The organism is Thalassobacter stenotrophicus, assembly GCF_001458315.1.
Lineage (GTDB): Bacteria > Pseudomonadota > Alphaproteobacteria > Rhodobacterales > Rhodobacteraceae > Thalassobacter > Thalassobacter stenotrophicus.
Genome location: NZ_CYRX01000033.1, coordinates 395,985 through 421,835, shown reverse-complemented (window position 1 = coordinate 421,835; position 25,851 = coordinate 395,985). Strand labels below are relative to the sequence as shown.

The window sequence follows — 25,851 nt, the reverse complement described above, 5'->3', positions numbered from 1 at the left end:
CGTTTGGGCGTGAATGCAGGCGTCCTCCCCCCGCGGATCAGAGCAATACGGCTCCCCGCTAACAATGGACGCACATGACGACATTTTCCGAGCTCAACCTCGACCCCAAAGTCCTGAAGGCTATCGAAGCCACAGGGTACACGTCTCCGACACCGATCCAAGAAGGCGCGATCAAGCCTGCCCTCGAAGGCCGCGATGTCTTGGGAATTGCCCAAACAGGCACCGGCAAAACCGCCGCCTTTACCCTGCCCATGATCACCCTGCTCGGCAAAGGCCGCGCGCGCGCGCGGATGCCACGCAGCCTCGTGCTGTGCCCCACACGGGAGTTGGCAGCACAGGTTGCTGAGAACTTTGACACCTACGCCAAAGGCTCGCGCCTCACGAAGGCTCTGCTGATCGGCGGCGTTTCGTTCAAAGAACAGGACAAGCTGATCGACCGTGGTGTTGACGTCCTGATTGCAACACCGGGCCGTCTGCTGGATCACTTTGAGCGTGGCAAACTGCTGCTCGGTGGTGTGCAGATTATGGTGGTGGATGAAGCTGACCGGATGCTCGACATGGGGTTCATCCCCGACATTGAGCGTATCTTTGAGCTGACGCCCTTCACCCGGCAAACTCTGTTTTTCTCGGCCACAATGGCGCCTGAAATTGAGCGGATCACATCGACCTTCTTGTCGAACCCCGAAAAGATTGAAGTCGCGCGGCAGAACTCGACCTCCGATACGATTACTCAAGGGTTGATCCAGCACACGCCCAAACGCCGCGATATGACGGCCAAGGACAAACGCGAAATCCTGCGCGCGCTGATCGATAGCGAAGGCGACAAATGCAAAAACGGTATCATCTTTTGTAACCGCAAGGTTGACGTGGATATCGTTGCCAAGTCGCTCAAGAAATACGGCTATGACGCAGCGCCTATTCACGGCGATCTGGATCAGGCCCAGCGGATGCGCACATTGGACGGGTTCCGTGAGGGGTCATTGCGGTTCCTTGTGGCCTCTGACGTGGCTGCGCGCGGGCTGGACATTCCGGACGTGAGCCACGTGTTCAACTTTGATCTGCCCAGCCACGCCGAAGATTACGTGCACCGCATCGGTCGCACCGGGCGCGCGGGCAAATTGGGAACGGCGTTCTCAATCTCGGTGCCGTCGGACGAAAAATACCTCACCGCGATTGAGCGTTTGGTGGAAAAGGAAATTCCACGGGTCGAAAGCCCATGGTCCCCACCCGGCAGCGGCAACAAGCCCGCCTCTGATGACGCGGCGCCAGAGCAGACCGAAGAGCGCCCCAAGCGGACCCGTTCGCGCGGTGGCCGTGGCCGCAACAAGTCGGAGCGTCCCGCTGAGGATACCGCAGCACAGGCAGCCGCCCCTGAGGCCCAAGCCGACAACGCCGCTCCAGCAGAGCAACCAGCCCCCAAGCGTGACAACGCAGGTGGCGGACGTTCGCGCGGCGGACGTGGTCGCTCCGGCGGTCAGGACAATCGTGTGGTGGGTTTGGGCGATCATCTGCCCGGCTTCATCGCGCTCAGCTTTGAAGAACGCCGCGAAGAAAACGCAGGCTAATCCCTGCGGCGGTCAGTCCGCACATATCGCATCGTTAGAATTGGAAAGGGCGGGAGTTGATCCCGCCCTTTTTCGTTATTCAGCCGCCAGCCGCGTGATCAACGTCGTGACCTCAGGCTTCTTGCCGATCTGTTCTTTGCAGAGCTGCCGCACCGCACGTTTGACAACATCAGACAGCTTGTCATCATCCGCAGCAGTCCGCCCATCAACGCGCGCCAAGGCTTGGGCGAGTTCATCCTCAAGCAGGTCCAAAAGCGGGGCGCCATTGGTGCCCACTTCGCTCAGGCCCCGGATATCAACCCAAGCATCCTCTAGCAGGTCATCGTCTTCATCGACCATCACCGCCACAACCACATGCCCGTTCAGCGCCATTTTCAGGCGATCCCGCACAACCCCGTCGTAGGATCCGACATGTGCGGCACCATCCAAATACACCCGGCCTGTGTCGACGTAGCCCGCAACCGTGGCCGCATTTCCGGACAGGTCGACGATGGTCCCGTTGGGGGCCAACACGCCTTGGCGGCCATTGGCCGTGGCCAGCTTGGAATGGGTGCGCAGGTGACGGTGTTCCCCGTGCATCGGGATCACGACCTGTGGGTTCACGATACCCGTGATCCGCTCAAGGTCAGGGCGATTTGCGTGACCTGACACGTGGTACAGACCATCCGCATCGGTCACGACATCAACCCCCATCTCGCTGAAGTTATTCATGATCTGGGCCACGCCGCGCTCATTCCCCGGGATCGTCTTGGAGGAAAACAGGAACGTATCGCCTTCCTTCAACTCTAGCCCCAGATACTTACCCCGGCTAAGCTGGGCAGACGCTGCGCGCCGCTCACCCTGCGAACCGGTCACGATCAGCATCAGGTTTTCGCGCGGCACATTCTTGGCGTCCTCGGGCGAAATCACGCTGGGGAAATCCGTAAGGATACCTTCCTCCATCGCGGCCTCGGTCATGCGGCGCATCGCGCGACCCAACAGAACGATCGAACGCCCTGCATCCCGCCCCGCATCCGCCAGCGTTTTCAGACGCGCGATGTTTGAGGCGAACGTTGTGGCCACGACCATGCCCTTTTGAGCCTTGATCAGCTTTTGGATTTCTGGGCCCAAAACCGCCTCAGAGCGACCCGCATGGCCGGTGAACACATTCGTCGAATCGATCACAAGGGCGCGGACGCCGGGCTTGGACACTTCGGCCCAGAGGTCGGGATCGAAGGCTTCACCCACGACGGGGCTTTCGTCCAGCTTAAAGTCACCGGTGTGGATCACACGGCCCTCGGGGCTGTCGATCACAAGGCCTGCGCTTTCGGGAACGGAGTGTGAGATGGGCAGGTAACTGACCGTAAAGGGGCCCACTTCGACCGGCTCCATCGCCTCGACCACATGCACATTTTCGGGGGCGTGCCCTTGCTCAATCATCTTGCGCTTGGCGATGTTTGCAGTGAACGGGCGCGCATAGATCGGCGCGTTGAAATGGCGGTACATGTGGGCCACGCCGCCCACGTGGTCCTCATGGGCGTGGGTGATAAAGATACCATCCAAACGGTCCGCCTGTTCCGCGAGCCACGACATATCCGGCAGGATCACATCCACACCCGGAGTGCTGTCCATGTCAGGAAAGGCGATGCCTAGGTCCACAAGGATAAAGCGTTCTTTGCCTTTGGGGCCGTAGCCATACACATAGGCGTTCATGCCAATCTCACCCGCGCCCCCAAGGGCGAGGTAGATCAGTCGGTCAGGTTTTTTCATTAGGCCTCTAAACTCTCATTGTATTTATGTATCACGGTCAGTCCGTGCATTGTCAGGTCCTCTTCGAAAGCATCAAAGAGCGTCTCGGTTTGCTGGAAAAGTGGGGCCAGTCCCCCTGTAGCGATGATCTTCATAGGCGCGCCATGCTCAGATTTGATCCGCGCGCAAATCTCTCGGACGAGGCCGATGTAGCCCCAGAAAACGCCCGACTGCATGCAGGCGATGGTGTTGGTGCCAATCACGGCCGATGGCTTGCTGATATCCACATGGGGGAGCGCGGCCGCCGCACGGTGCAGCGCCTCAAGGCTCAGGTTCACCCCGGGGGAAATCACGCCGCCGATATAAGCACCGTCATGGTCTATCACATCAAACGTGGTGGCGGTGCCGAAATCGACGACAATCAGGTTGCCCCCAAATAGGTCGTAACCTGCCACCGTGTTTACAAGGCGATCTGACCCAACGGCAGTCCCGGCGTCCACCCGTGTTTCGACCGGCAGGGCACAGCCCGGCTTGCCCACAACCCGGGGGCGGCAGTCGAAATACCGGTCGCACAGCACCCGCAGGTTAAACACCACACGCGGCACCGTCGATGAGATGATCGCGCTGTCGATCCGCGCAGCCACCCCTTGCAGCAGCATCATCTGGCTGATCCATGCGAAATACTCATCCGCGGTGCGGGCATGATCCGTCGACATCCGATAGCTCGCAACGAAGTCATCGCCGTCCCAGATGGAAAAGACGGTGTTGGTATTTCCGCAATCGATGGCAAGAAGCATGGCTGCCCCCTTTAGAAAAATACGTCGCCCGCCGAGATCATCCGCTGGCCCGCCGCGGTCCGTAACACCAGTTGCCCCTCCGCGTCCACGGTCTCGAACGTGCCGTGGTGGGTCTCGGTGACGGTGCGCGCGTGGATCGGCTCACCCAATTTGGCGGCATTGGCCAGCCAGCGGGTGCGCACAGCGTCAAAGCCGTAGGTCAGAAATTGCGCCTCAACGGCGGCGAAGGCGGGCGCCAAAAGATCAAGGAATGCCTCGGGCGTGATGTCGGTGCCTGTCTCGGACAAAAGGGACACTGGCGCAACCGCACCGGTTTCGACCTCAGCCTGCGTTGGGGCGGCGCGCAGGTTGACACCGATCCCGATGATCAGGGTCTCGGAGGGGCCGCTTTCCAATAAGATGCCCGCCAGTTTGCCCCCATTCAACAGCACGTCGTTGGGCCACTTAAGCCGCAGCCCCTCGGTCCGGCCCGTGGCCGCGATCAACGCGTCCTGCAACGCAAGCGAGGCCACAAAGCTGCGCAGCGCCCGATGCGCAATCGCGCCACCGGGGCGATAGACCAACGATGCTGCAAAGTTGCCCGCCGGATTGGACCACGCGCGCCCGCGCCGCCCCTTGGCCGCGGTTTGCTCTAGCCCCAAAAACCACGTCGGCCCCGCGATATGCGGGGCTTGGCGCGCGGCCTCCAGCGATGTGCTATCAACGGTGGGGAGGATTACCTGCCCGACACCCTCGGGCCAGCGCGGGATCACGATGCGTGACCCCCGCGATGGACACAACCAATCCGCATCTTAGCGGACCAGCGTTTCGGCAGCCGCCGCCGCAAGACCTTCGATCCCAAACAGGTTTACGATGCCCAAGACCATGATCGCAGCACAACCAACCATTGCCACCCATTGGATTGCAGGCATCGCTTGATCGAGAGGCTCGCCCTCCGTGCCGAAGTACATGAAATAGACCAGACGCAAGTAATAGAACGCACCAATTACCGAAGCGACAACGCCCAGAACCGCAAGCCAGAACAGGCCCGCGTCCACGGCGGCTTGTAGCACGTACAGCTTACCAAAGAAGCCCAGCATCGGCGGGATACCCGCAAGCGAGAACAACAGAACCAACAGCGCCAAGGCATGTGTCGGATGCGATTTAGACAGCATGTTGAGCGCGGCAATGTCCGTGACATCCCGGCCATCGCGGCGCATGGACAAGATAAACGCAAAGGTCCCGATGTTCATGGTGACGTAAATTGCCATGTAAATCAGCATACCCTGCACACCCGCAGCCGTACCCGCCGCAAGCCCCATCAAAGCAAAGCCCATATGAGCAATCGAAGAATAAGCCATCAAGCGTTTGATATCGGTCTGACCAATCGCAGCAATCGCACCTAGGAACATCGACGCCACAGCCAGCAGCGCGATGATCTGCTGCCAGTCAGCGACAACACCACCAAAGGCATCATGCACGACGCGGGCAAATAGCCCCATGGCCGCAACCTTCGGCGCGGTCGCAAAGAACGCGGTGACAGGCGTGGGTGAACCTTCGTAAACGTCTGGTGTCCACATATGGAAGGGTGCTGCCGAAACCTTGAACGCAAGGCCAGACGCCATGAACACAAGTCCGAACAATAGCCCGAGCGAGATATCGCCCTCAGCCGCGGCAATGATGCCTGCGAAATTAGTCGTGCCCGCGTAGCCGTAGGTGAGCGACGCACCATAAAGCAACAGACCCGAAGACAGCGCGCCCAACACGAAATACTTAAGCCCCGCTTCAGTCGAGCGAAGGTTATCGCGGCGCATAGACGCCACGACGTAAAGCGCCAAAGATTGCAGCTCCAGCCCCATGTAGAGGACCATCAGATCACCAGCGGAGACCATGGTCATCATGCCGACAACCGCAAGTGTGACCAGCACAGGGTACTCGAATTTGAGCATATCGTTGCGGGTCATGTAGTCTTGACCCAGCAACAAAACGGCCGCAGCGCTCAGCAAGATCGTCACCTTGGCGAACCGCGAAAACGCGTCATCGGTGAACATGCCGCCAAACGCCATACGGTCCGTGTCACCGGACACGCCGATCCAGAATGCCATGGCCACGAACAGGCCTGCGGTGGCCCACAAAATCGGCAGGGCCAGTTTGTCCTTGCCGGTATAGACCGCGCCCAACAGGGCCCCCATCGCGAACAGCGACAGCAGGATTTCGGGCAGGATGATGTTGAGGTCAGCGCTCATCACGTGCGTCCTATTGGCTTGCGGCGGCCACAGCCGTGACGGTGTCCGTCACGAGGGTCGCGGTTTGATAATCAGCGACAAGAGCCTCAACCGAGGGCCCGATGATGTCGAGAATGGGGGCGGGATAGACGCCAAAGAGGATCGTCATGACGATCAACGGCGCAAAGATCGCACGCTCACGCATGGTCATGTCCGTGATCGATTTGAGGCTTTCTTTGATCAGGTCACCCCACACGACACGACGGTAAAGCCACAGCGCGTAACAGGCCGACAGGATCACACCAGTTGTCGCGAACATTGCGATCCATGTGTTGTATTGGAACAAACCCATCAGCACGAGGAATTCACCGATGAACCCCGAAGTGCCCGGCAGGCCGACGTTGGCCATCGTGAACAGCATGAACACCAACGCATAAGCAGGCATCCGGTTCACAAGACCGCCGTAGGCGTCGATCTCACGGGTGTGCATCCGGTCGTAGATCACGCCGACACACAAAAACAGCGCGCCAGACACGAACCCGTGGGAGATCATCTGAAAGATCGCCCCGTCAATGCCTTGCTGGTTGGCCGTAAAGATCCCCGCCGTGACGTAGCCCATGTGTGCCACGGACGAATAGGCGATCAGCTTTTTCATATCGTCCTGCACTAACGCCACCAGAGAGGTGTAGATAATCGCGATCACGGACAGCCACATGACCATCGGTGCCAGCAAGTCTGATGCCACCGGGAACATAGGCAATGAGAACCGCAGAAACCCATAGCCCCCCATTTTCAGCAAGATCGCCGCCAGAACGACAGAGCCCGCTGTCGGCGCTTGAACGTGGGCGTCGGGCAACCAAGTGTGCACCGGCCACATGGGCATCTTCACCGCGAATGACGCAAAGAACGCAAGCCACATCATGGTCTGCAAGCCGCCGATGACATGGATACCTAGGACTGAAAAGCTCTCGGTTGCGAAGGTGTGGGTCAGCAGGGTCGGAATGTCCGTCGTGCCCGCGTCGACATACATCGCGACCATCGCCACCAGCATCAATACCGACCCGAGGAGGGTATAGAGGAAGAACTTGAAGCTCGCGTAGATGCGGTTCTTGCCGCCCCAAATCCCGATAATCAGGAACATCGGGATCAGGCCCGCCTCAAAGAAGACATAGAACAGGATCAGGTCGAGCGCGCAGAACACGCCGATCATCAGCGTCTCAAGGATCAGAAGCGCGATCATGTAATCTTTAACCCGGTGGGTCACATCCCAACAGGCGGCGATCACCAGCGGCATCAGGAATGTCGTGAGCATCACGAACAGAACCGAAATGCCATCAACACCCATCTTGTAGGTCAGACCCAACAGCCAAGTGCGCTCCTCAACAAACTGGAAGTCCGTGTTTTGCGCGTCAAACCCGGTCAGCAACCCGATCGAGAACAGGAACGTGAATACCGTAGCACCAAGGGCCAACCACTTGGCATTGCGCTGTGCAGCGGCGTCATCGCCGCGCAAGAACAACGCAAGGATCAGAGCCCCCAACAATGGGGTAAACGTGATAAAGGAGAGGAGGTTGTTTTCCATTATTTCGCCCCTCCGGCGATCGTCATGTATGTGACCAACACAACGATCCCAATGACCATCGCGAAGGCGTAGTGGAACAGATAGCCGGACTGTGCCCGACCCGCGAGACGGGTGATGAAGGGAATGATCCCCATCGCAAGCCCGTTGATACCGCCGTCAATCGTCGCCTCATCGCCCTTTTTCCAAAGGAACCGGCCAATGGCTTGGGCGGGTTTAACGAAGGCCGCGTCGTAGAGTTCGTCGAAGTACCATTTATTCAGCAAGAACAAGTACAGCGGCTGCGCCGCCTCGGCCCATGCCTTGGGCCATTCGGGGCGTTTGATATAGCCAACCCATGCCGCGGCAAAGCCCAGCAACATCGCAATAAACGGGGATACCTTAACCCATTTGGGCACGACATGCGCGTCGTGGATCATGGTGTTGTCATCGCCGATGTAGATACCACCGTGGCCCGCTTTTTGGGGTGCGCGCTCGGCGTGGTCTTTGTCGCCTGCGGCATGGGCCTGTGCGATCAACGGGATCACATTGGTTGCGGCGTGATGCTCACCATGCGCGCCACCCTCATGGGTGCCAAAGAATTTGTCGACCTTGGCTTGGCTGCCGAAGTACGGACCATAGAACACCATGCCCGCGAACACGGCACCAATCGCAAGGATACCAAGCGGGGCAGTCATCACGAGGGGGCTTTCATGGGCGTGTTCATGGGTATGCTTGTCACCACGCGGCGTGCCGTAGAATGTCATGAACATCAGGCGCCAGCTGTAGAAGCTGGTGAACAAGGCTGCGACGACCAGCATCCAGAAGGCGTAGCCCCCCGCGGTGCCTGCATATGCGCTCTCGATGATGGCGTCCTTGGAGACAAAGCCCGCGAAGCCAACCGGAAAGCCCACGTACAAAAGCGGAATACCGACACCTGTAATGGCCAATGTACCGATCATCATCGCCCAGAAAGTCAGGGGGATTTTCTTACGCAGACCGCCATAGTTCCGCATGTCTTGTTCGTGGTGCATTGCGTGGATCACGGAGCCCGCACCCAAGAACAGCATCGCCTTAAAGAACGCGTGGGTAAGCAAATGGAACATCGCCACCGAATAAACGCCAAGCCCCGCCGCCACGAACATGTAGCCAAGCTGGGAACACGTCGAATAGGCGATCACGCGCTTGATGTCGTTTTGCACAAGACCCACGGTCGCGGCGAAAAAGGCTGTGGTCGCCCCGAGGAACACCACAAACTCCATCGCTTGGGGCGCGAATTCCATCAGGGGGGACATGCGGCAGACAAGGAACACACCCGCCGTTACCATTGTCGCGGCGTGGATCAGGGCCGACACGGGCGTCGGGCCTTCCATCGCGTCGGGCAACCATGTGTGCAAAAGCAACTGTGCCGATTTCCCCATCGCGCCGATGAACAACAAGAACGCGATCAAGTTGGCCGCATTCCAGTCGGACCACAAAAAGCGGACGGTTGTATCGGCCAGCTCGGGCATCTTTTCGAAGATCACCGCGAACTCGACACTGTCGGTCAGCAAAAAGATCCCGAAGATCCCAAGCGCAAAACCGAAGTCACCCACGCGGTTGACCACAAAGGCCTTCATCGCGGCAGCAGACGCCGAAGGCTTACGCCAGTAGAACCCAATCAAAAGGTAGGAGGCGACGCCCACGCCTTCCCAACCAAAGAACATTTGGATCAGGTTATCCGCCGTCACGAGCATGAGCATCGCAAAGGTAAAAAACGACAGATACGCAAAGAAGCGCGGCTTATAGCTTTCGCCATCGCGCCACTGCGGATCGTGGTCCATGTACCCAAAGGAATATAGGTGCACGAGCGCAGATACAGTTGTTACGACAATCAACATCGTCGCCGTCAGCGCGTCCATCCGGATCGCCCAATCCGTCGCGAGGCTGCCGCTTTCGATCCAGCGCAGGATCGTTACCGTGTAGAACCCACCGTCATGCGCAGATGCGTCGAACGTTACAAACACGACCCAAGACAAGATCGCCGCAAGGAACAAAAAGCCCGTGGCAACCCACATCGCCAGTGTTTCACCGATCCACTTATAGCCAAAGCCACAGATCAGGGCGCCAACGAGGGGCGCAAATAGGATAATCGTTTCCATGATCTTAGCCCTTCATCACGTTGACATCTTCGACCGCGATTGTCCCACGGTTACGGAAGAAGCAGACAAGGATCGCAAGGCCAATTGCGGCCTCAGCGGCGGCTACTGTCAGAACGAACAGCGTAAACACTTGCCCCGTGAGGTCGCCCAAAAACGCAGAAAACGCCACGAGGTTGATGTTGACCGCAAGCAGCATCAACTCAACGCTCATCAGGATAATGATGACGTTCTTGCGGTTCAGAAAGATGCCGAAAATCCCGATCACGAAAAGCGCTGCCGCCACCGTGAGGTAATGTTCCAAGCCGATCATGTCGTCCCTCCGGAGCGCGTTGGCCCCTTGTCTTCATTGTGGGCCTTTGCGGCCCGGTGGTCTTACTCATGCCCAAAAAATCTTTTGAAAGATTTTAGGGCGAACAGTTTTTCACGAAAAACTGTCTGCTAGTTCAGAACGAAGGGCATCATGGCCCCTCGCATATTGGGATAGAGGCTCGCGCAGGCGCAGGGCTCTGTTTTCATGTCGGACAGCTGCGTGTCCTCACCGGTGTTGGCCAAATCGTCCGCCAATCCTTCAAGCGAGAACAGCGAGGGATGCCGACGCGTATGACGCTCAATAATCTTTTGGCCCGCATCCCGGCGATCAAACTGCCGCGCGCCAACGTTTTCTTCACGCAGACGGGTGATCAGAACCCGCGCCGTGCCGCAATCCGCAACGTAGGCATCCACATAGACGCCTTCTTGGCTCCACCACTCGGCCCATCCGACGCGACCTGCGCCGAGGTCACGATGCTCAGCCTCACCACCATGGGAAACATGGGTCGTGCGCGTACACTGACCAAGGTCCAAGGCTGCCGCAGGCGCAGCCAGGGCAAACGATATGGAGGCCAAACGGAACAAGATTACAGCCCCTGCCCCGGTTTGACGTCTTTGATTTCCATGGTCTTGGCTGGATCGCGGTACATTTGGGCCAGAACGTTCTGGCGTTTGATGTCTTGACGGTGGCGCAGGGTCAAAAGGATCGCCCCGATCATAGCTACGAGCAGGATCAAACCCGACAGTTGGAACAGCAAGAAGTATTGATCATAGAGGATCATACCCAAGGCTGCCGTATTCTCCATCTCACCGCGTTCAATCGCACCAAGGTTTGCAGCCGTAGACACGCCGTCCGCAGTTTCCCAAACGCCAAACGCCAGCGCGAGTTGCATCAGCAAGACGACACCGATCAAACCCGCAAGCGGCACGTATTTGGCCATTTCAGCCTTGAGAGCAGCAAAATCGATGTCCAGCATCATCACAACGAACAAGAACAACACCGCGACAGCACCGACGTAGACGATGACCAGCAGCATCGCCACAAACTCCGCCCCGACTAGCACGAACAGGCCCGCCGTAGACAGGAACGTCAGGATCAACCACAGGACCGAGTGCACAGGGTTGCGCGCCACGACGACAAAAAGCCCCGCCGTCACGGTTGTGATGGCAAAGAGGTAGAAAGTGATCTCAGCAATCGACACAGGGCTTACTCCTCGGACCCGTCCAGAACAGACGTCGCCAGTTCCATCGCTTTGTTCATCGCAGGCACGCCGCCGAACATGGCCATCATGCCGATGGTTTCGGCGATCTCTTGATGGGTTGCCCCTGCCTCTTTGGCGTGGCGCACAGTCAGGCGCACCTGCGCCTCTGCTTGCGCACCGTGCACCGTCAGCCCGGCCAACGTCAGCAACAGCTTGGTCTTCGCATCCAACCCTTCGGGGTTGGCGCCCTTGCCAATGGTGGCTTCCATCATTTCGGCGGGCATCGTGGGCCACAGCTTTTCAAAGCCCTGAGGCGTAAAATGTTCCAGCGCGGGGTTCAGCGCCTTGGCCATAGCTTGGCTTTGCTCAAGGAAAGCGGCGAATGGGTTCTTGGGATCAATCATCGGTACGGCGCGTCCATTTCAAGGTTGCGGGCGATGAGGGCTTCCCAGCGGTCCCCGTTTTCCAGAAGCTTGTCCTTGTCATAGAACAGTTCTTCGCGGGTCTCGGTGGCGAACTCAAAGTTCGGCCCTTCTACGATTGCATCCACAGGACAGGCTTCTTGGCAGAAACCGCAGTAGATGCATTTGGTCATGTCGATGTCATAGCGCGTCGTCCGGCGTGAGCCGTCTTCGCGCGGCTCGGCGTCGATTGTAATGGCCTGAGCCGGGCACACGGCTTCGCAAAGTTTACAGGCGATGCAGCGTTCTTCGCCGTTGGGGTACCGGCGCAGCGCGTGTTCACCCCGAAAGCGCGGGCTGATGGGGCCCTTTTCGTGCGGGTAATTCACCGTAGCCTTCGGCGCGAGGAAGTATTTCATTCCCAGCTTGAAGCCCTTGAAGATGTCGGCCAGCAAAAAGTACTTCGCGGCCCGTCCGTAGTCGATCTGCGTCATGTCCTATGCTCCCACGGCCCAGCGGGCCCAAAAGCCGCCAAGCACTTCGAATTTTGCAAGGAACGCCACAACCACAACCCACGCGAGGGACATCGGCAAGAAGACCTTCCAACCGATGCGCATCAATTGGTCGTAGCGGTAGCGGGGTACGATGGCCTTCACCATCGCAAAGATAAAGAAGAAGAAGCCCATTTTCGCGACCATCCACAGCGGGCTGTCAGGCAGGAATGGGAAGGGCGACAACCAACCACCAAAGAACAGCAGCGAGATCAGCGCGCACATCAGGAAGATCGCCATGTACTCACCCGCCATGTACAACAGGAACGGCGTGGACGAGTATTCAACCTGGTAGCCTGCGACCAGCTCGGACTCAGCCTCCGGAAGGTCGAACGGAGGGCGGTTGGTTTCAGCCAGGGCCGAGATAAAGAACAAGAACACCATCGGCAGGTGCGGCAGCCAGTACCACCCAAAGAACCCGTAGTCAGTGTCTTGGGCCGCAACGATCGAGCCGAAGTTCAACGAACCCGTCGAGATAATCACCCCGATGATAATCAGGCCGATGGACACCTCATAGGAAATCATCTGCGCCGCAGAGCGCAGCGAGCCAAGGAAGGGGTATTTCGAGTTCGACGCCCAGCCACCAACAATCACGCCGTAAACCTCCAGCGACGAAACAGCGAAAACGTACAAAACGGCCACGTTAATGTCAGCAACCGCCCAACCCGTGTTGAACGGGATCACCGCCCACGCGATCAGTGCGAGGACGAATGTGATCATCGGCGCCAGCATGAACAACGTGCGGTCAGCGCCCGAGGGGATGACGACTTCTTTGACGACGTATTTCAGGAAATCCGCGATAATCTGGAGCAACCCAAACGGGCCAACGACGTTCGGACCCTTGCGCATCTGCACAGCGGCCCAGATTTTCCGGTCGCCGTAGACGAGGAAAATGAGTGAAACCATCACAAAGCCCACAACCGCAAGGGTCTGAGCCAAGATCAGCACCGCAATGCCGGCGGGTGTGGTGAAGAATTCAGCCATCTCTAGTCGTCCCTATACCGTCGGAATGCCCTGATCGCGGCAGTTTTCCACCACAACCTCAGCATCAATCGTTCGTACGCCCTGCGGGAGCGCCGGTGAGACGGTGTAAACCGCATCGCCGCTCCAGATTCCACCCTTGTTGTCCACAGATGTGCGGACGTGACGCGCAAAACCGAAGCCCCGGATCAACGCATATTGTGCAGCTGCGCACTTTGCGTATTCCGCGACGTCTGCGCCCGTGCGCGCGCCTTTCATCTCAACAAGGAAATTCACGAGGTCGTTGTCCAGTTTGCGTGTCTCAAGCCCGATGTACACGGGCCTAAAGGTATCTTGTGTGGGCGGCGTCTGTGGCGTGCAGGCCCCAAGGGCCATGGCACCGCAGACAAGGGCCGGTCTAAGGCCCACCGCCATCGTTTGTTACTCCGCAGCCATGGGCGCGTCTTGGCGCGCTTTGGCGTTGGCCGCGAGTTCGCCCATCAACTGGCTTGCCCGCGCGATCGGGTTGGTCAGGTAATGCTCCGAAATTGCACGCGCGAACGGCGCGTCGGTCATTTTGCCTTCGGCCTCCCGTGTCCATTCGTTTTGCGCAACTTCGTCGATTTTCTTGAGGTGCGGCACCGCCTTGACCAAGGCCTGACGCAATTGCGCAAGGCTGTCATAGGGCAATGGCGCGCCCAGTTCACCCGACAACGCCCGCAGGATCGCCCAGTTTTCCTTGGCCTCACCGGGGGCGAAGCTCGCGCGCATCGCCAGTTGTGGGCGGCCTTCGGTATTCACGAACAGGCCGTTTTCCTCGGTGTAGGCAGCCGCGGGCAGGATCACGTCTGCACGGTGCGCGCCTCGGTCCCCGTGGGAACCTTGGTAAATCACGAACGGCCCGGCGGGGATATCACCCTCATCCGCGCCAAGGTTGTACACCACATCAGCGCCATCCAGCGCCGCCGTGATGCCACCATCCGTGGTCGCGCCGACATCCATCGCACCAACACGGCCCGCTGCGGTATGAAGAACCAAGAATTTGGATTTGGTCGCATCCGCCAAAGCCTGAGCCGCAGCCAAAACCGCCGCACCGTCTTCGCGCGCCAAAGCGCCTTGGCCGACAATGATCAACGATGGCTTGTCAGCGACATCAGAATGATCTTTTGCCAGCAGCTCCGTCAAAGCGGCGGGCCCAGTGCCCAGATGCGCGTGATCAAAGGTCAAATCGACCTCTGGCCCAACGACGCCCACGTTTGCGCCCCGCGACCACGCCTTGCGCAGACGCGCGTTCAGCACAGGCGCCTCATCGCGCGGGTTGCAGCCGATAAGCATGATCGCTTCTGCCGTGTCGATATCTTCGATCGACGCGGTCCCGACATAGCCAGAGCGGTTGCCAGACGGCAACTTCGCACCATCGGCACGACACTCGACCGCACCACCGTGGCCTTCAACCAGTGCCTTAAGCGCAAAGGCCGCCTCGGTTGGGGCCAAATCACCCACAACACCGGCAACTTTGCGCGCACCCTTGATCGCCTTGGCGGCGGCTTGAAGCGCTTCACCCCAGCTGGCGGGCTTGAGCTTGCCGTCGATACGCACGTAGGGCTTGTCCAGACGCTGGCGACGCAGACCATCCCACACGAACCGCGTTTTGTCGGAAATCCATTCCTCGTTCACGCCGTCGTGGTTGCGCGGCAGGAACCGCATAACTTCACGACCCTTGGTATCAACCCGAATGTTTGAGCCAAGCGCGTCCATCACGTCGATGCTCTCGGTCTTGGTCAGTTCCCAAGGGCGAGCCGTAAAGGCATAGGGCTTCGACACCAACGCACCCACGGGGCACAGGTCGATGATGTTGCCCTGCATGTTCGAGTTCAACGTCTCACCTAGATAAGAGGTAATCTCGGCATCTTCGCCGCGTCCCGTCTGGCCCATCTGGTGGATGCCCGCGACCTCGGTCGTGAAGCGCACGCAACGGGTGCAAGAAATGCAGCGCGTCATGTGGGTTTCGACCAATGGGCCGAGATCCAAGTCTTCCGTGGCGCGCTTTGGTTCCCGGAAGCGGGAGAAATCAACGCCATACGCCATGGCTTGGTCTTGCAGGTCACACTCACCGCCCTGATCACAGATAGGGCAATCCAGTGGGTGGTTGATGAGCAGAAACTCCATCACCCCTTCACGGGCCTTTTTGACCATCGGGGAGTTGGTTTTGACGACGGGGGCCTGACCTTCGGGGCCGGGGCGTAAATCGCGGACCTGCATCGCGCAGGAGGCCGCAGGTTTGGGCGGGCCGCCAACGACCTCAACCAAACACATCCGGCAGTTGCCCGCGATGGAAAGACGCTCGTGATAGCAGAACCGCGGCACCTCGATCCCGGCCTCTTCACAGGCTTGGATCAGGGTCATGGCACCGTCGACTTCGACCTCATGGCCGTCGATGTTCACTTTCCTAAGGTCGCTCATTTTCGTCGTCCTTCATCATACTTCGCGCGCCGTGTCTGGCGGCGCTGGCTTGGGCTCAGCGTTTGGTGCAGCGCCCTGCAATCGTCAATGTGTCATTCGCCCCTAATTCCAAGGCCTCAAGCTCTTGGTACGGGGATTGTGTCCAGGCGATATCCGATCCGCCGAACACGCCGAGGCAATACTTAACCGCTTCGAACTCACCCGCCTCTTGGGCGCCCGCCAAGCTGCGCGACGCACCCCGGACATCGACGGTAAAGTCGCGGCGGTCTTGGCTGGTGCTGTCTACGTCGGTACGGAACCGGATGCCGTCAAACAACACCCGCTCTGAGCGCAGCGCGCGGTCTTGGCCAATGCCGAACCAGCCACAGCCGGACAGGCTTGCGACCAAAAAGGCGATCACCAGTGCGCGGATCATTGAGCAACACCCAACAACAGCTCACCAATGCCGGTGCCTTCGGCGATTTCGATCTGGCCCGCGGCACAAATCTGATCTTCGGTCACCGTGCCACGCAGGTTATGCTTGGCCACAAAGGCATCCTGCAACACTGCCACGTCGGCAGAGGGGTCTTGCATCTGGTCCTCAAGGTTCGAAGGCTCAAACCCGTCCTTCGTCAGTTGCACCAACACGCTTTCGCTGCGCAGCGCGGCTTTGCCCAGATGGATCGACAAGGTCGAACATCGAACGGCCAGCATCTGAGCGGTCGAGGTTTCCATGACCGTGGACACGAAATACGTGGGCGCAGGGACTTTTTCAGCCGCAAACGCGGGTGTCGCGAGGCAACACAGGAGGAGAGAGGCACGGATCATTCTGCGGCTACCGCACTAACGCGGCCCTTTTTCTGGGCGATGATGCGATCTTCGATCTCATCCCGGAAGTTGCGGATCAGGCCTTGGATGGGCCACGCGGCCGCATCACCAAGGGCACAGATCGTGTGGCCTTCGACCTGCTTGGTCACGTCCAACAGCATATCGATTTCCTCAACCTCAGCTTCGCCTCGGACCAACCGGTCCATGACCCGCATCATCCACCCCGTGCCTTCACGGCAGGGCGTACATTGGCCACAGCTTTCGTGTTTATAGAACTTCGAAAGCCGCCAGATCGCCTTGATGATATCGGTGGAATTATCCATCACGATGATCGCCGCAGTCCCAAGGCCCGAGCGTTGCTCACGCAGGTAGTCAAAATCCATGATCGCGTCGCGCATGTTTTCGCCGCGGATACAGGGCACCGAGGATCCGCCGGGGATCACGGCCTTGAGGTTATCCCAACCGCCACGAATACCGCCGCAATGGGTCTCGATCAGTTCCTCAAAACTAATCGACATGGCTTCTTCGACGACACAGGGGTTGTTCACATGGCCCGAGATCGCAAACAGCTTGGTGCCAGCGTTGTTGGGGCGACCGAACTGGGAAAACCACTCAGCGCCACGGCGCAGGATGGTCGGCACAACGGCGATGGATTCGACGTTATTCACCGTCGTGGGGCAGCCATAAAGACCCGCACCCGCAGGAAACGGCGGCTTCATGCGGGGCATGCCCTTTTTGCCCTCAAGGCTCTCGATCAGCGCAGTTTCTTCGCCGCAGATGTAGGCCCCTGCCCCGTGGTGCAGGTATATCTCAAAGTCCCAACCGGATTTGCACGCGTTCGGACCGACCAGACCCGCGGCATAGGCCTCATCGATAGCGGCCTGAAGCGCCTCTTTTTCGCGGATATATTCGCCCCGGATGTAGATGTAGCAGGCATGCGCATTCATCGCGAAAGACGCGATCAGGCACCCTTCGATCAGGGTGTGGGGATCGTGGCGCATGATCTCCCGGTCTTTGCAGGTGCCCGGCTCGGACTCGTCCGCATTGACGACAAGGTACGCAGGACGGCCGTCACTTTCCTTGGGCATAAAGGACCACTTAAGCCCAGTAGGAAAGCCCGCGCCGCCACGGCCACGCAGGCCCGACGCCTTCATGATTTCGACGATCTTGTCACGGCCCAAACCGATCAGATCCTTGGTCCCGTCCCAATGGCCGCGCTGTTGCGCGCCCGCTAGGGTGCGGTCGTGCATTCCGTAAAGGTTGGTGAAGATCCGGTCCTGATCTTGCAGCATGTCCTAGTCCTTTTCGTTCTGGCGCGCACGCCAGATGCCAATCGTCACGATAAGGGCCCAGATAAAGGCCCCCAGCGCCGCCAGATCAAACAGCAACGCAAAGCGGGTCGATATCCCCACCTGCGCGCCAATGAAATTCGCCCCCATCCAGAGCACCATCGTGGCGACAAGCACGATAGCGACCAGTTTAGCCTGTTTGGCCGTGCGGACGGAGGCGTCCGTGTTGCGAGGTGCCATTTACACCTCAGTATACATCGCCTTTGTCGACCTTCTTGGAGAACTCAGTCTCCCCTCCGGACGCCAAAAGCTTGGCCTGCGCGACCCAATCATCACGGCTCACGCGGCCCTTAAAGCCAACAAGGTTTTGATCCACCCAAGCGACCTCATCTGCGGTCCATGCCGCGATTTGATCGAAATGGTAAAACCCAAGGCTATTGCAGGTCTGCTCCAATTTTGGGCCGACCCCTTTGATACGTTTCAAATCATCTGCACCGCCCGCGCGGGCTGCTGCCAAGGCCGCGGGCTTGGTACCTTCGCCTTCCGCCGCTGCTGGTTTGGCTGGCGCGGGTTTTGGCGCAGGCGTAGGTGCCGGGGCCGCTTTCTTAGGGGCAGGCGCAGGTGCCGCGACGTCGTCGGTTGCATCCGCGGTTGCCGTGTCCATCGCGGCGGCGGCTGCCGCTGTCGCGGATGTGCGGGCGGCCGATGGCGCATCAGGTGCTGCTGTTGGCGCAGGCGCGCTGCTCACGGCGCGAACCTCAGACAGGTGCGGCAGGTCTCGGCACAACGTCAGCGACAACAGCACCCCAAGAACCACAAAACCGACGGCGCCCATGAAGGCGCCTTGCAAAAACATCCATCCGCTCATGGAAATCAAAACGGCCGCAACGACCACACCAAATAACGCAGCAATCCCCCAACAGGTGATCGCGCAGGTCAATTTGCTAGATGATTTTTCCATTATTAACTTCTCCCCGTTAAAAGCGCCTTATTCGTTGGCGTCCCCCTTCTTAACGCGAGATGCGATTTCTGTCTCCCCTCCGGCGGCAAGCGCCTTGGCTTGGGCAACCCAAGTGTCCCGAGTGACCCGACCTTTGAAGCCCTCGAGGTTCTGATCGACCCATGCGATCTCATCCTCGGACCACGCTGCGATCTGGTCAAAATGATAAAACCCGAGGGAGTTGATGAGCGTTTCCAGCTTGGGCCCAACGCCTTTGATCAGCTTAAGATCGTCGGCCTTGCCGTCCCGCGCGGCCGTCAGGCCAGCAGGTTTGGTGCCCGGTGTCGCCGTGTCGGCGGCTTTTTGCGCCTTTTTCGGCGCGGCTGGCTTTGCGGACGTGTTGGCCGCGCCATCATGGATCCACGGCGTCAACAAAGGCACCTCGGTTCCGTCGATCCGTTTCACGGTATCGCCAATGTCGGTGGCCAGTTGTACAGACGCGTTGCCCGCAGCCTTACCCGCCTCATAGGATTTGAGGCTGGTCAAACCGCCCAACGGCTCAGAGCCGTAGCGACCATTCTGCGGACCCGGGGTCGGCACACGACCAGCGCGCAGCTCATCCAAGATGGTCGCGAACTTTTCGGCCGTAAGGTCTTCGTAATAATCCTTGCCGATCTGGGCCATGGGCGCGTTTGCGCAGGACCCAAGGCATTCAACCTCTTCCCACGACAGCTTTCCATCGTCCGAGATCACATGCGGGGCCTTTGCGATCTTGTCCTTACAGACCGCGACCAGATCCTCTGCGCCACAGATCATGCACGAGGTCGTGCCACAAATCTGAATATGCGCCACCGCGCCCACCGGCTGTAGCTGGAACATGAAATAGAACGTCGCAACCTCAAGCGCCCGGATGTAGGCCAGATCCAGCATCGCCGCGACATGTTCAATCGCGGGACGGCTTAACCAGCCCTCCTGCTCCTGCGCGCGCCACAACAGCGGAATAATCGCCGAAGCCTGACGACCCTCGGGGTATTTCTTGATCTGGGCTTCGGCCCACGCGTGGTTATCCGGCGTGAAGGCGAAACTCTCAGGTTGGTCTTTGTGCAGGCGGCGGAGCATGTGGTCGGTCTCGTTCTTGTTTCTGGCTAGCCCAATGGTCGGGGCGCGTCGCTAGCGGTCGATCTCTCCGAACACCACATCCATGGTGCCGATGATGGCTGCAACGTCTGCAAGTTGGTGGCCTTTGGCGACGTGATCCATCGCTTGAAGGTGCAAAAACCCGGGCGCCCGAATTTTGGAGCGATAGGGTTTGTTGGTTCCATCCGCCACGAGATAAACGCCGAATTCACCCTTCGGGGCCTCAACGGCGGCATAGACCTCACCTGCGGGCACGTGGAAACCTTCGGTGTAAAGCTTGAAGTGGTGGATCAGGCTTTCCATCGAGGTTTTCATGTCCGAACGCTTGGGCGGCGTGATTTTCCCACGGGCCAGCACATCACCGGGGCATTCGCGCAGCTTGGCGATGGCTTGCAGGATGATCTTCAGGCTTTCGCGCATCTCTTGCATGCGGACCAAATAGCGGTCGTAGCAATCGCCGCTTTTGCCGATTGGGATGTCGAAATCAAACTCGGAGTAGCACTCATAGGGCTGCGCACGACGCAAATCCCACGCAAGGCCAGAGCCCCGCGCCATCACACCCGAAAAGCCCCAATCGGTGACTTCTTCCTCGGTCACGATGGCGATATCTACGTTACGCTGTTTGAAGATACGGTTTTCCGTCAGCAGGCCGTCGATGTCATCCATGACCTTGGGAAAGAAATGCGCCCATTCTTCGATATCATCCAGCAGATCATCAGGCAGGTCCTGATGAACACCGCCGGGGCGGAAGTACGCGGCGTGCAAACGTGCGCCGCAAGCCCGCTCATAAAAGCACATCAGCTTTTCGCGTTCCTCAAAGCCCCACAGCGGCGGCGTCAGCGCGCCAACGTCCATGGCCTGTGTGGTCACATTTAGGATGTGGTTCAGAATGCGCCCGATCTCACAGTACAGAACCCGGATCAAAGAGCCACGACGGGGCACTTCGACACCTGTCAGCTTTTCAATGGCCAGACACCAAGCGTGCTCTTGGTTCATCGGCGCCACGTAGTCGAGGCGATCGAAGTAAGGCAAGTTTTGCAGATACGTGCGGCTTTCCATCAGCTTTTCGGTGCCACGGTGCAACAGGCCGATGTGCGGGTCACACCGCTCCACGATCTCACCATCCAGCTCTAGCACCAGCCGCAACACGCCGTGGGCAGCCGGGTGCTGAGGCCCGAAGTTGATGTTAAAGTTCCGGATTTTTTGCTCGCCCGTGAGGGCGTCGTCGAAGTTCGTGCCGTCCATCATATTAGGCCTTCTCTTCCGCTTTGTCGTCACCGGGCAGGATGTATTCCGCACCCTCCCACGGGGACATGAAATCGAATTGGCGGTATTCTTGGGTCAGGTTCACGGGCTCATAGACCACGCGTTTTTGAACCTCATCGTAGCGCACCTCGGTGTAGCCCGTGGTGGGGAAGTCTTTGCGCAGCGGATAGCCACGGAACCCATAATCCGTCAGGATACGGCGCAGGTCCGGGTGACCGGAAAACAGCACGCCGTACATGTCGAACACTTCACGCTCAAACCAATTGGCCGCCGGATAAACCGATACGATCGAAGGGATGATTTCCTCTTCGCGGATCGCCGCTTTGACCCGGATACGCTGGTTTTGGTACATCGACAAAAAGTGGTAGACGACCACAAAGCGACGCTCTTCGCCGGGATAATCCACGCCAGTGATATCCACCAAGCTGCTGAACCGGCAGGTCGCGTCGGACTTCAGAAAATCCACGAAATCCACGATGGCCGAGGGCGAGACCTCAACTGTCAACTCACCGTGGGTCACAGTGTGGCTGGATACGGCATCGGGTTGCTTGGCCGAAATATGGTCCGCCAAGTCCAAAAGCGCCTGATGCGCAGCCTGTTGGAGTGCGTCAGACATAGCCTACCTCGTGATCGTGCCAGTGCGGCGGATTTTGCGTTGCAGCTGCAACAGACCATACAGCAGCGCCTCTGCCGTGGGCGGGCAACCGGGCACATACAGATCGACCGGAACGATCCGATCACACCCGCGCACAACCGAATAGCTGTAGTGATAATAGCCGCCACCGTTCGCACAGGACCCCATCGACAACACATAGCGCGGCTCTGGCATCTGATCGTAGACCTTGCGCAGCGCGGGCGCCATTTTGTTGGTCAGCGTACCGGCCACAATCATCAGGTCCGACTGACGCGGGGACGCACGCGGCGCGGTGCCGAACCGCTCCATGTCGTAGCGCGGCATCGCGGTGTGCATCATCTCAACGGCGCAGCAGGCCAACCCAAAGGTCATCCAGTGCAGCGAACCAGTGCGCGCCCAGTTGATCAGATCATCCGTGGAGGTGACGAGGAACCCTTTGTCCTGCAACTCCTGATTGATAAGAGCGGTGGCCTGTTCCTTGTCGGGTCCGGCCGTGTGTGCGCCTGTCATCACTCCCATTCGAGGGCTCCCTTTTTCCACTCATAAGCAAAGCCCACGGTCAAAACGGCCAAGAACACCATCATGGACCAGAAGGCCGCCATGCTCATATCCCCAAAGGCCACGGCCCACGGGAACAGGAATGCGATTTCGAGGTCAAAAATGATGAACAAGATCGCCACGAGGTAGAACCGCACGTCGAACTTCATCCGCGCGTCATCAAAGGCGTTGAAACCACACTCATAAGCAGAGAGTTTCTCGGGATCGGGGTTGCGCACAGCAACGATCAGCGCCGACAACATCAGCACAAGGCCGAGGCCGACAGCCACACCGATAAACATCAAGATAGGCAAGTATTCCGAAAGTAGCGCGTCCACGTGGGCCTCCTTCGTTTCGGTCGTTCATGCGAAAGGCACCTTGGAGGGGTATCTAGTCCCCATGACCCGGGGGGTCAATCGGCGCAGCGTCGCAGTACCCGCCTGATTTGCAACGCAGGCGGGAATTTTTGGATTTTGCAGGGGCGGCGTCCTGACGCAGGCTTGGACGGTGGCCTTTGCCAGCCTGATCCGCGCCATGGATCGTCCGGTGACGACTCAGTCGAATTTGTAGACGATTACGCTGAGCACCATGGGCAATCTGCGCCATAGCTTTACGTCGTCCGCGCTCAGCGCCTCTGAAAAGGAGGCAGCGGCCGCAACCCGTGACCAGCTGAGGACATGCAGGGCATAATCGTGCAGCGCCCCCGCCTTGAGATAGCGCGCATCATGGGGATCAAACAGCCAACGCAGGAACCAAGGGATTGAGACGTCGAACTCATAATCGACCGGCACAACGATCCGCAGGCCCGATCCCTTGGCGCCGATTTCCCACGGGACAGGTTTGATCGTGCGGTACCGAATGCCGCCAACAGGTCGATACCAATCAATAAGATCCGTGAAATCAGACATATCAAAATCCATACGTTAATAAGTGTACTAAAAAGGTGCCCCTACAGTGCCCAGTATCGCGCAGGCATCAAGGGTGTTGCGCATGTTCTGCGCAAGGCGCGCTAGGTGCTGGGCGGCAGTTGCGACAGCGGCGTGTATTCGATCAGCCCGCCAAAGCGGTTCACCGCATATTCATGCCCCGCACAACGCACGATGATCCAAACATTGTCCGCACCGGGAACCGCGTGGCAGTCCGTCATGCGCGCATTTGGATTGTCGCTCTCAACCACATAGCGCTCGGCGTAGTGGGTAATGACTTCGGTCTCGGACAGCTCCGCGATATCTTTGCCATAGAGCAAAGCCATAACGCCAATCAGCCCGAAGAACGCCGCAATGGGCGCAAATATCCACCAACGCGGCACGTTTTACTCAGCGGCCACGGATGCAGGCACCCGTGCCTCGGCATCAATGATCCGCGCGATCAACGCGCAATCTTCGACCCTGAACGTCAAGGGTACGCGCATATCCAACAGCCCTGACAGGATACGATCCGTGTTGGGTAATTGCTGCGGGCTGACATAGCCCCAATGGCTGTGGCGCGACGTAAAGCCCACGGGCGCATCCGCCCCGAACCATTTCAGCTCAACACCGCGCGCGGCACAGCGTGCCACGAAATCACGAATGTGATCGGCCGAAGCGCCGGGCAAAGTGAATTGAAAGCTAGAGCCCACATAAGTCTCTGCATCTGGGCGGGGCGCCACGTGTAGGCCGGGTGTTTGGGCAAGCCCCGCTTCAAGCGTCTGATACCGCTCGGCCCATCGCGCCACCTGCCGCGGCAGGTCCGCCAATTGCGGACGCAAGATCGCCGCTCGCAGGTGATCCATCCGGCCTGACACGTTGGGCATCACAAAACGAGCATCCTCAAACGCCTCCATCGGTGGGCGCGCGCCGTGGCGTTCATATAACATGTAGCTGCCCGACAGCAGGATCATCCGCGCCGCAAGCTCTGGGTCATCCGTGACGATCAGCCCGCCCTCGCCAGAGTTGATGTGTTTATAGGTTTGCATCGAAAAACAGCCGACTGCACCGAACGTGCCGGAGGCTTTGCCGTTCCACGCCGCCCCCATCGTGTGTGCGCAATCCTCAATGATCGTGACGCCCAACCGGTTACAAACCGCCACCAACGCCTCCATATCGACCAAGTGCCCGCGCATGTGGCTCAGCATTAGGACGCGCGCGCCGGAAGATTTCGCCTTCGCCTCAAGGTCGTTTAGATCGAGCACAAGCTCCGATGTGATTTCGACCAAAACCGGCTCAGCATTGACGCTCGCAATGGCGCCCGGCACCGGGGCCAGCGTGAAGGCATTGGTCAAAACCTTATCACCGGGACCGACGCCCAGCGCGCGCAACGCGCAGCCCATGGCATAACCACCCGAGGCAACGGCCAGCGCGTATTTCGCCCCGACAGAGGCGGCGAATTCCTCCTCCAACAGGCCGACTTCACCGATTTCATCCGGAGACAAGTTGTAGCGATGCAAACGACCCGAACGCAGCACCTCTAGCGCGGCTTCGATCCCGGCCTCTGGAATGGGTTCCTGCTGAGTAAACGATCCCGTAAAACTCTCGGTCATGGCAGCCTCTCAAACACGCGATACCCTAGCGATATGAAGCAATTGTGGCTGCGTCAATTGCCCTCAGTCGGTCCAGATGCCCGAAAGAACCCGGTCCAGATCATCGTAGTGATCCAAAAGCGCCTCGGGAGAGAGCGCCTCAACACCGCGCCCCAAGGGTCCGAACGTCACCAGCACGCTGGGCACACCCGCCGCGCGGGCAGTTTCCCGGTCGGTTTCAGTGTCACCAATTAGGACCGCGCGCGCCGGATCGCCGCCCACCAATTCGACCGCGTGACGAAACGGGGCAGGGTCAGGTTTGCGTACTGGCAGGGTGTCCGCCCCCACAAGCGCACCAAACGCATCACGAACACCCAAGTCTCGCATCAGGCTTTCGGCCAAGCCACTGGGTTTATTGGTGCAAATACCAACCGGATGGCCCGCAACGCGCAACCGCTCAACCGCGTCCATCACGCCGGGATAAAGGGTGGTATGCACGCTCAGCGCTTGGGCATAGGCCTCTAGCAGTACCGGATAGCCCGCATCGACCGCGGCCTCATCAATGGCACCGTGTCGCCCAAACCCCAGCCGAAGCATCGCGCGCCCGCCGCGCAGCGCGGTGGCCTGATCTTCTGCAGCGACCGGGTCAAGCCGGGCGGGGTGGCCCAACGCATCAAAGGCCGCATTCGCCGCCGCCAAGAGGTCGCCACTGGTGTCCGCAAGTGTTCCGTCGAGATCGAATATAACCGTTTGCATCTTGTCCCCTGCCCTTTCATTGGCGGCATCCCGCCCATCGCGGTTACACTCTGTTATGCAATTTGACCATCGCTTGTCTTGCAGCCCCGCGCCGGGATGTGACAAGAGA

Annotated in this window: 29 protein-coding genes; 1 reads left to right on the top strand and 28 read right to left on the bottom strand. The window is 59.1% G+C overall.

From position 1 onward, the window contains the following. The first annotated feature begins 74 nt into the window (after nucleotides 1–74). Nucleotides 75–1,565 carry a DEAD/DEAH box helicase gene (locus THS5294_RS16565; protein ID WP_058124593.1) on the top strand — a complete coding sequence of 497 codons (1,491 nt, stop codon included), beginning with the start codon at nucleotides 75–77 and terminating at the stop codon, nucleotides 1,563–1,565. Nucleotides 1,566–1,640: 75 nt separating this feature from the next. Here the strand turns inward: THS5294_RS16565 and THS5294_RS16560 are convergent, their stop codons facing one another. The 28 genes from THS5294_RS16560 to THS5294_RS16425 all read right to left on the bottom strand — a co-directional run bounded on the left by THS5294_RS16560 (nucleotide 1,641) and on the right by THS5294_RS16425 (nucleotide 25,742). After that, nucleotides 1,641–3,314 (bottom strand): ribonuclease J, encoded by a 1,674-nt coding sequence (locus tag THS5294_RS16560; RefSeq protein ID WP_038004672.1) that lies wholly within the window; start codon nucleotides 3,312–3,314, stop codon nucleotides 1,641–1,643. After that, a complete protein-coding gene (locus tag THS5294_RS16555) occupies nucleotides 3,314–4,090 on the bottom strand; it encodes a type III pantothenate kinase (protein ID WP_058124592.1) in 777 nt (258 codons plus the stop codon). Before THS5294_RS16555 ends, THS5294_RS16560 begins: the two co-directional genes overlap by 1 nt. 11 nt (nucleotides 4,091–4,101) lie before the next feature. After that, on the bottom strand, nucleotides 4,102–4,839 hold the full coding sequence (locus THS5294_RS16550; protein ID WP_038005178.1) for a biotin--[acetyl-CoA-carboxylase] ligase: 738 nt from the start codon (nucleotides 4,837–4,839) through the stop codon (nucleotides 4,102–4,104). Between the two features lie 42 nt (nucleotides 4,840–4,881). Next, nucleotides 4,882–6,315: an NADH-quinone oxidoreductase subunit NuoN gene (nuoN, locus tag THS5294_RS16545; RefSeq protein ID WP_038004669.1), complete on the bottom strand. Its 1,434-nt coding sequence runs from the start codon at nucleotides 6,313–6,315 to the stop codon at nucleotides 4,882–4,884. A 10-nt stretch (nucleotides 6,316–6,325) separates the two neighbouring features. Beyond that, nucleotides 6,326–7,876, bottom strand: a complete 1,551-nt coding sequence (locus tag THS5294_RS16540) for an NADH-quinone oxidoreductase subunit M (protein WP_058124591.1) — start codon at nucleotides 7,874–7,876, stop codon at nucleotides 6,326–6,328. Next, entirely contained in the window at nucleotides 7,876–9,993 is a 2,118-nt protein-coding gene (nuoL, locus tag THS5294_RS16535; protein ID WP_058124590.1) for an NADH-quinone oxidoreductase subunit L, read from the bottom strand. Before nuoL ends, THS5294_RS16540 begins: the two co-directional genes overlap by 1 nt. Before the next feature lie 4 nt (nucleotides 9,994–9,997). Continuing rightward, nucleotides 9,998–10,303 (bottom strand): NADH-quinone oxidoreductase subunit NuoK, encoded by a 306-nt coding sequence (nuoK, locus tag THS5294_RS16530; protein WP_038004664.1) that lies wholly within the window; start codon nucleotides 10,301–10,303, stop codon nucleotides 9,998–10,000. Between the two features lie 128 nt (nucleotides 10,304–10,431). Beyond that, on the bottom strand, nucleotides 10,432–10,887 hold the full coding sequence (locus tag THS5294_RS16525) for a hypothetical protein (RefSeq protein WP_072936590.1): 456 nt from the start codon (nucleotides 10,885–10,887) through the stop codon (nucleotides 10,432–10,434). Between the two features lie 2 nt (nucleotides 10,888–10,889). Further along, nucleotides 10,890–11,504, bottom strand: a complete 615-nt coding sequence (locus THS5294_RS16520; protein ID WP_038004659.1) for an NADH-quinone oxidoreductase subunit J — start codon at nucleotides 11,502–11,504, stop codon at nucleotides 10,890–10,892. A 5-nt stretch (nucleotides 11,505–11,509) separates the two neighbouring features. Then, nucleotides 11,510–11,908 carry a carboxymuconolactone decarboxylase family protein gene (locus tag THS5294_RS16515; protein WP_038004657.1) on the bottom strand — a complete coding sequence of 133 codons (399 nt, stop codon included), beginning with the start codon at nucleotides 11,906–11,908 and terminating at the stop codon, nucleotides 11,510–11,512. Continuing rightward, nucleotides 11,905–12,399, bottom strand: coding sequence for an NADH-quinone oxidoreductase subunit NuoI (nuoI, locus tag THS5294_RS16510; RefSeq protein ID WP_038009391.1), 495 nt, complete (start codon nucleotides 12,397–12,399; stop codon nucleotides 11,905–11,907). The genes THS5294_RS16515 and nuoI overlap by 4 nt, the downstream gene beginning before the upstream one ends. Before the next feature lie 3 nt (nucleotides 12,400–12,402). After that, nucleotides 12,403–13,440, bottom strand: a complete 1,038-nt coding sequence (gene nuoH, locus THS5294_RS16505; protein WP_038004654.1) for an NADH-quinone oxidoreductase subunit NuoH — start codon at nucleotides 13,438–13,440, stop codon at nucleotides 12,403–12,405. A gap of 12 nt (nucleotides 13,441–13,452) precedes the next feature. Next, entirely contained in the window at nucleotides 13,453–13,851 is a 399-nt protein-coding gene (locus THS5294_RS16500; protein WP_058124588.1) for a YNQ4 family lipoprotein, read from the bottom strand. A 6-nt stretch (nucleotides 13,852–13,857) separates the two neighbouring features. Then, nucleotides 13,858–15,879, bottom strand: coding sequence for an NADH-quinone oxidoreductase subunit NuoG (gene nuoG, locus THS5294_RS16495; RefSeq protein ID WP_058124587.1), 2,022 nt, complete (start codon nucleotides 15,877–15,879; stop codon nucleotides 13,858–13,860). Nucleotides 15,880–15,934: 55 nt separating this feature from the next. Next, entirely contained in the window at nucleotides 15,935–16,294 is a 360-nt protein-coding gene (locus THS5294_RS16490; RefSeq protein WP_058124586.1) for a hypothetical protein, read from the bottom strand. Further along, a complete protein-coding gene (locus THS5294_RS16485; RefSeq protein WP_038004648.1) occupies nucleotides 16,291–16,686 on the bottom strand; it encodes a DUF5333 domain-containing protein in 396 nt (131 codons plus the stop codon). Before THS5294_RS16485 ends, THS5294_RS16490 begins: the two co-directional genes overlap by 4 nt. After that, nucleotides 16,683–17,978, bottom strand: coding sequence for an NADH-quinone oxidoreductase subunit NuoF (gene nuoF / locus THS5294_RS16480; RefSeq protein ID WP_038004646.1), 1,296 nt, complete (start codon nucleotides 17,976–17,978; stop codon nucleotides 16,683–16,685). Before nuoF ends, THS5294_RS16485 begins: the two co-directional genes overlap by 4 nt. A gap of 3 nt (nucleotides 17,979–17,981) precedes the next feature. After that, a complete protein-coding gene (locus THS5294_RS16475) occupies nucleotides 17,982–18,215 on the bottom strand; it encodes a DUF5337 domain-containing protein (protein WP_038004645.1) in 234 nt (77 codons plus the stop codon). 7 nt (nucleotides 18,216–18,222) lie between these two features. Next, on the bottom strand, nucleotides 18,223–18,936 hold the full coding sequence (locus THS5294_RS18165) for a helix-hairpin-helix domain-containing protein (RefSeq protein WP_038004643.1): 714 nt from the start codon (nucleotides 18,934–18,936) through the stop codon (nucleotides 18,223–18,225). Between the two features lie 27 nt (nucleotides 18,937–18,963). Then, nucleotides 18,964–20,034, bottom strand: a complete 1,071-nt coding sequence (nuoE, locus tag THS5294_RS16465; RefSeq protein WP_058124585.1) for an NADH-quinone oxidoreductase subunit NuoE — start codon at nucleotides 20,032–20,034, stop codon at nucleotides 18,964–18,966. 51 nt (nucleotides 20,035–20,085) lie between these two features. Beyond that, nucleotides 20,086–21,297, bottom strand: a complete 1,212-nt coding sequence (locus THS5294_RS16460; protein ID WP_038005173.1) for an NADH-quinone oxidoreductase subunit D — start codon at nucleotides 21,295–21,297, stop codon at nucleotides 20,086–20,088. Nucleotides 21,298–21,301: 4 nt separating this feature from the next. Then, nucleotides 21,302–21,934 (bottom strand): NADH-quinone oxidoreductase subunit C, encoded by a 633-nt coding sequence (locus tag THS5294_RS16455; RefSeq protein ID WP_038004639.1) that lies wholly within the window; start codon nucleotides 21,932–21,934, stop codon nucleotides 21,302–21,304. Nucleotides 21,935–21,937: 3 nt separating this feature from the next. Then, a complete protein-coding gene (locus THS5294_RS16450; protein WP_038004636.1) occupies nucleotides 21,938–22,471 on the bottom strand; it encodes a NuoB/complex I 20 kDa subunit family protein in 534 nt (177 codons plus the stop codon). Beyond that, entirely contained in the window at nucleotides 22,462–22,827 is a 366-nt protein-coding gene (locus THS5294_RS16445) for an NADH-quinone oxidoreductase subunit A (RefSeq protein WP_038004634.1), read from the bottom strand. The genes THS5294_RS16450 and THS5294_RS16445 overlap by 10 nt, the downstream gene beginning before the upstream one ends. Nucleotides 22,828–23,043: 216 nt before the next feature. Continuing rightward, nucleotides 23,044–23,397 carry a DUF1353 domain-containing protein gene (locus THS5294_RS16440; RefSeq protein ID WP_038005171.1) on the bottom strand — a complete coding sequence of 118 codons (354 nt, stop codon included), beginning with the start codon at nucleotides 23,395–23,397 and terminating at the stop codon, nucleotides 23,044–23,046. A gap of 101 nt (nucleotides 23,398–23,498) precedes the next feature. Further along, nucleotides 23,499–23,798, bottom strand: a complete 300-nt coding sequence (locus THS5294_RS16435; RefSeq protein WP_052068219.1) for a hypothetical protein — start codon at nucleotides 23,796–23,798, stop codon at nucleotides 23,499–23,501. Between the two features lie 3 nt (nucleotides 23,799–23,801). Continuing rightward, on the bottom strand, nucleotides 23,802–25,007 hold the full coding sequence (locus THS5294_RS16430; RefSeq protein ID WP_058124584.1) for a DegT/DnrJ/EryC1/StrS family aminotransferase: 1,206 nt from the start codon (nucleotides 25,005–25,007) through the stop codon (nucleotides 23,802–23,804). A gap of 63 nt (nucleotides 25,008–25,070) precedes the next feature. Further along, on the bottom strand, nucleotides 25,071–25,742 hold the full coding sequence (locus THS5294_RS16425; protein ID WP_038004631.1) for an HAD-IA family hydrolase: 672 nt from the start codon (nucleotides 25,740–25,742) through the stop codon (nucleotides 25,071–25,073). Between the last annotated feature and the right edge of the window lie 109 nt (nucleotides 25,743–25,851).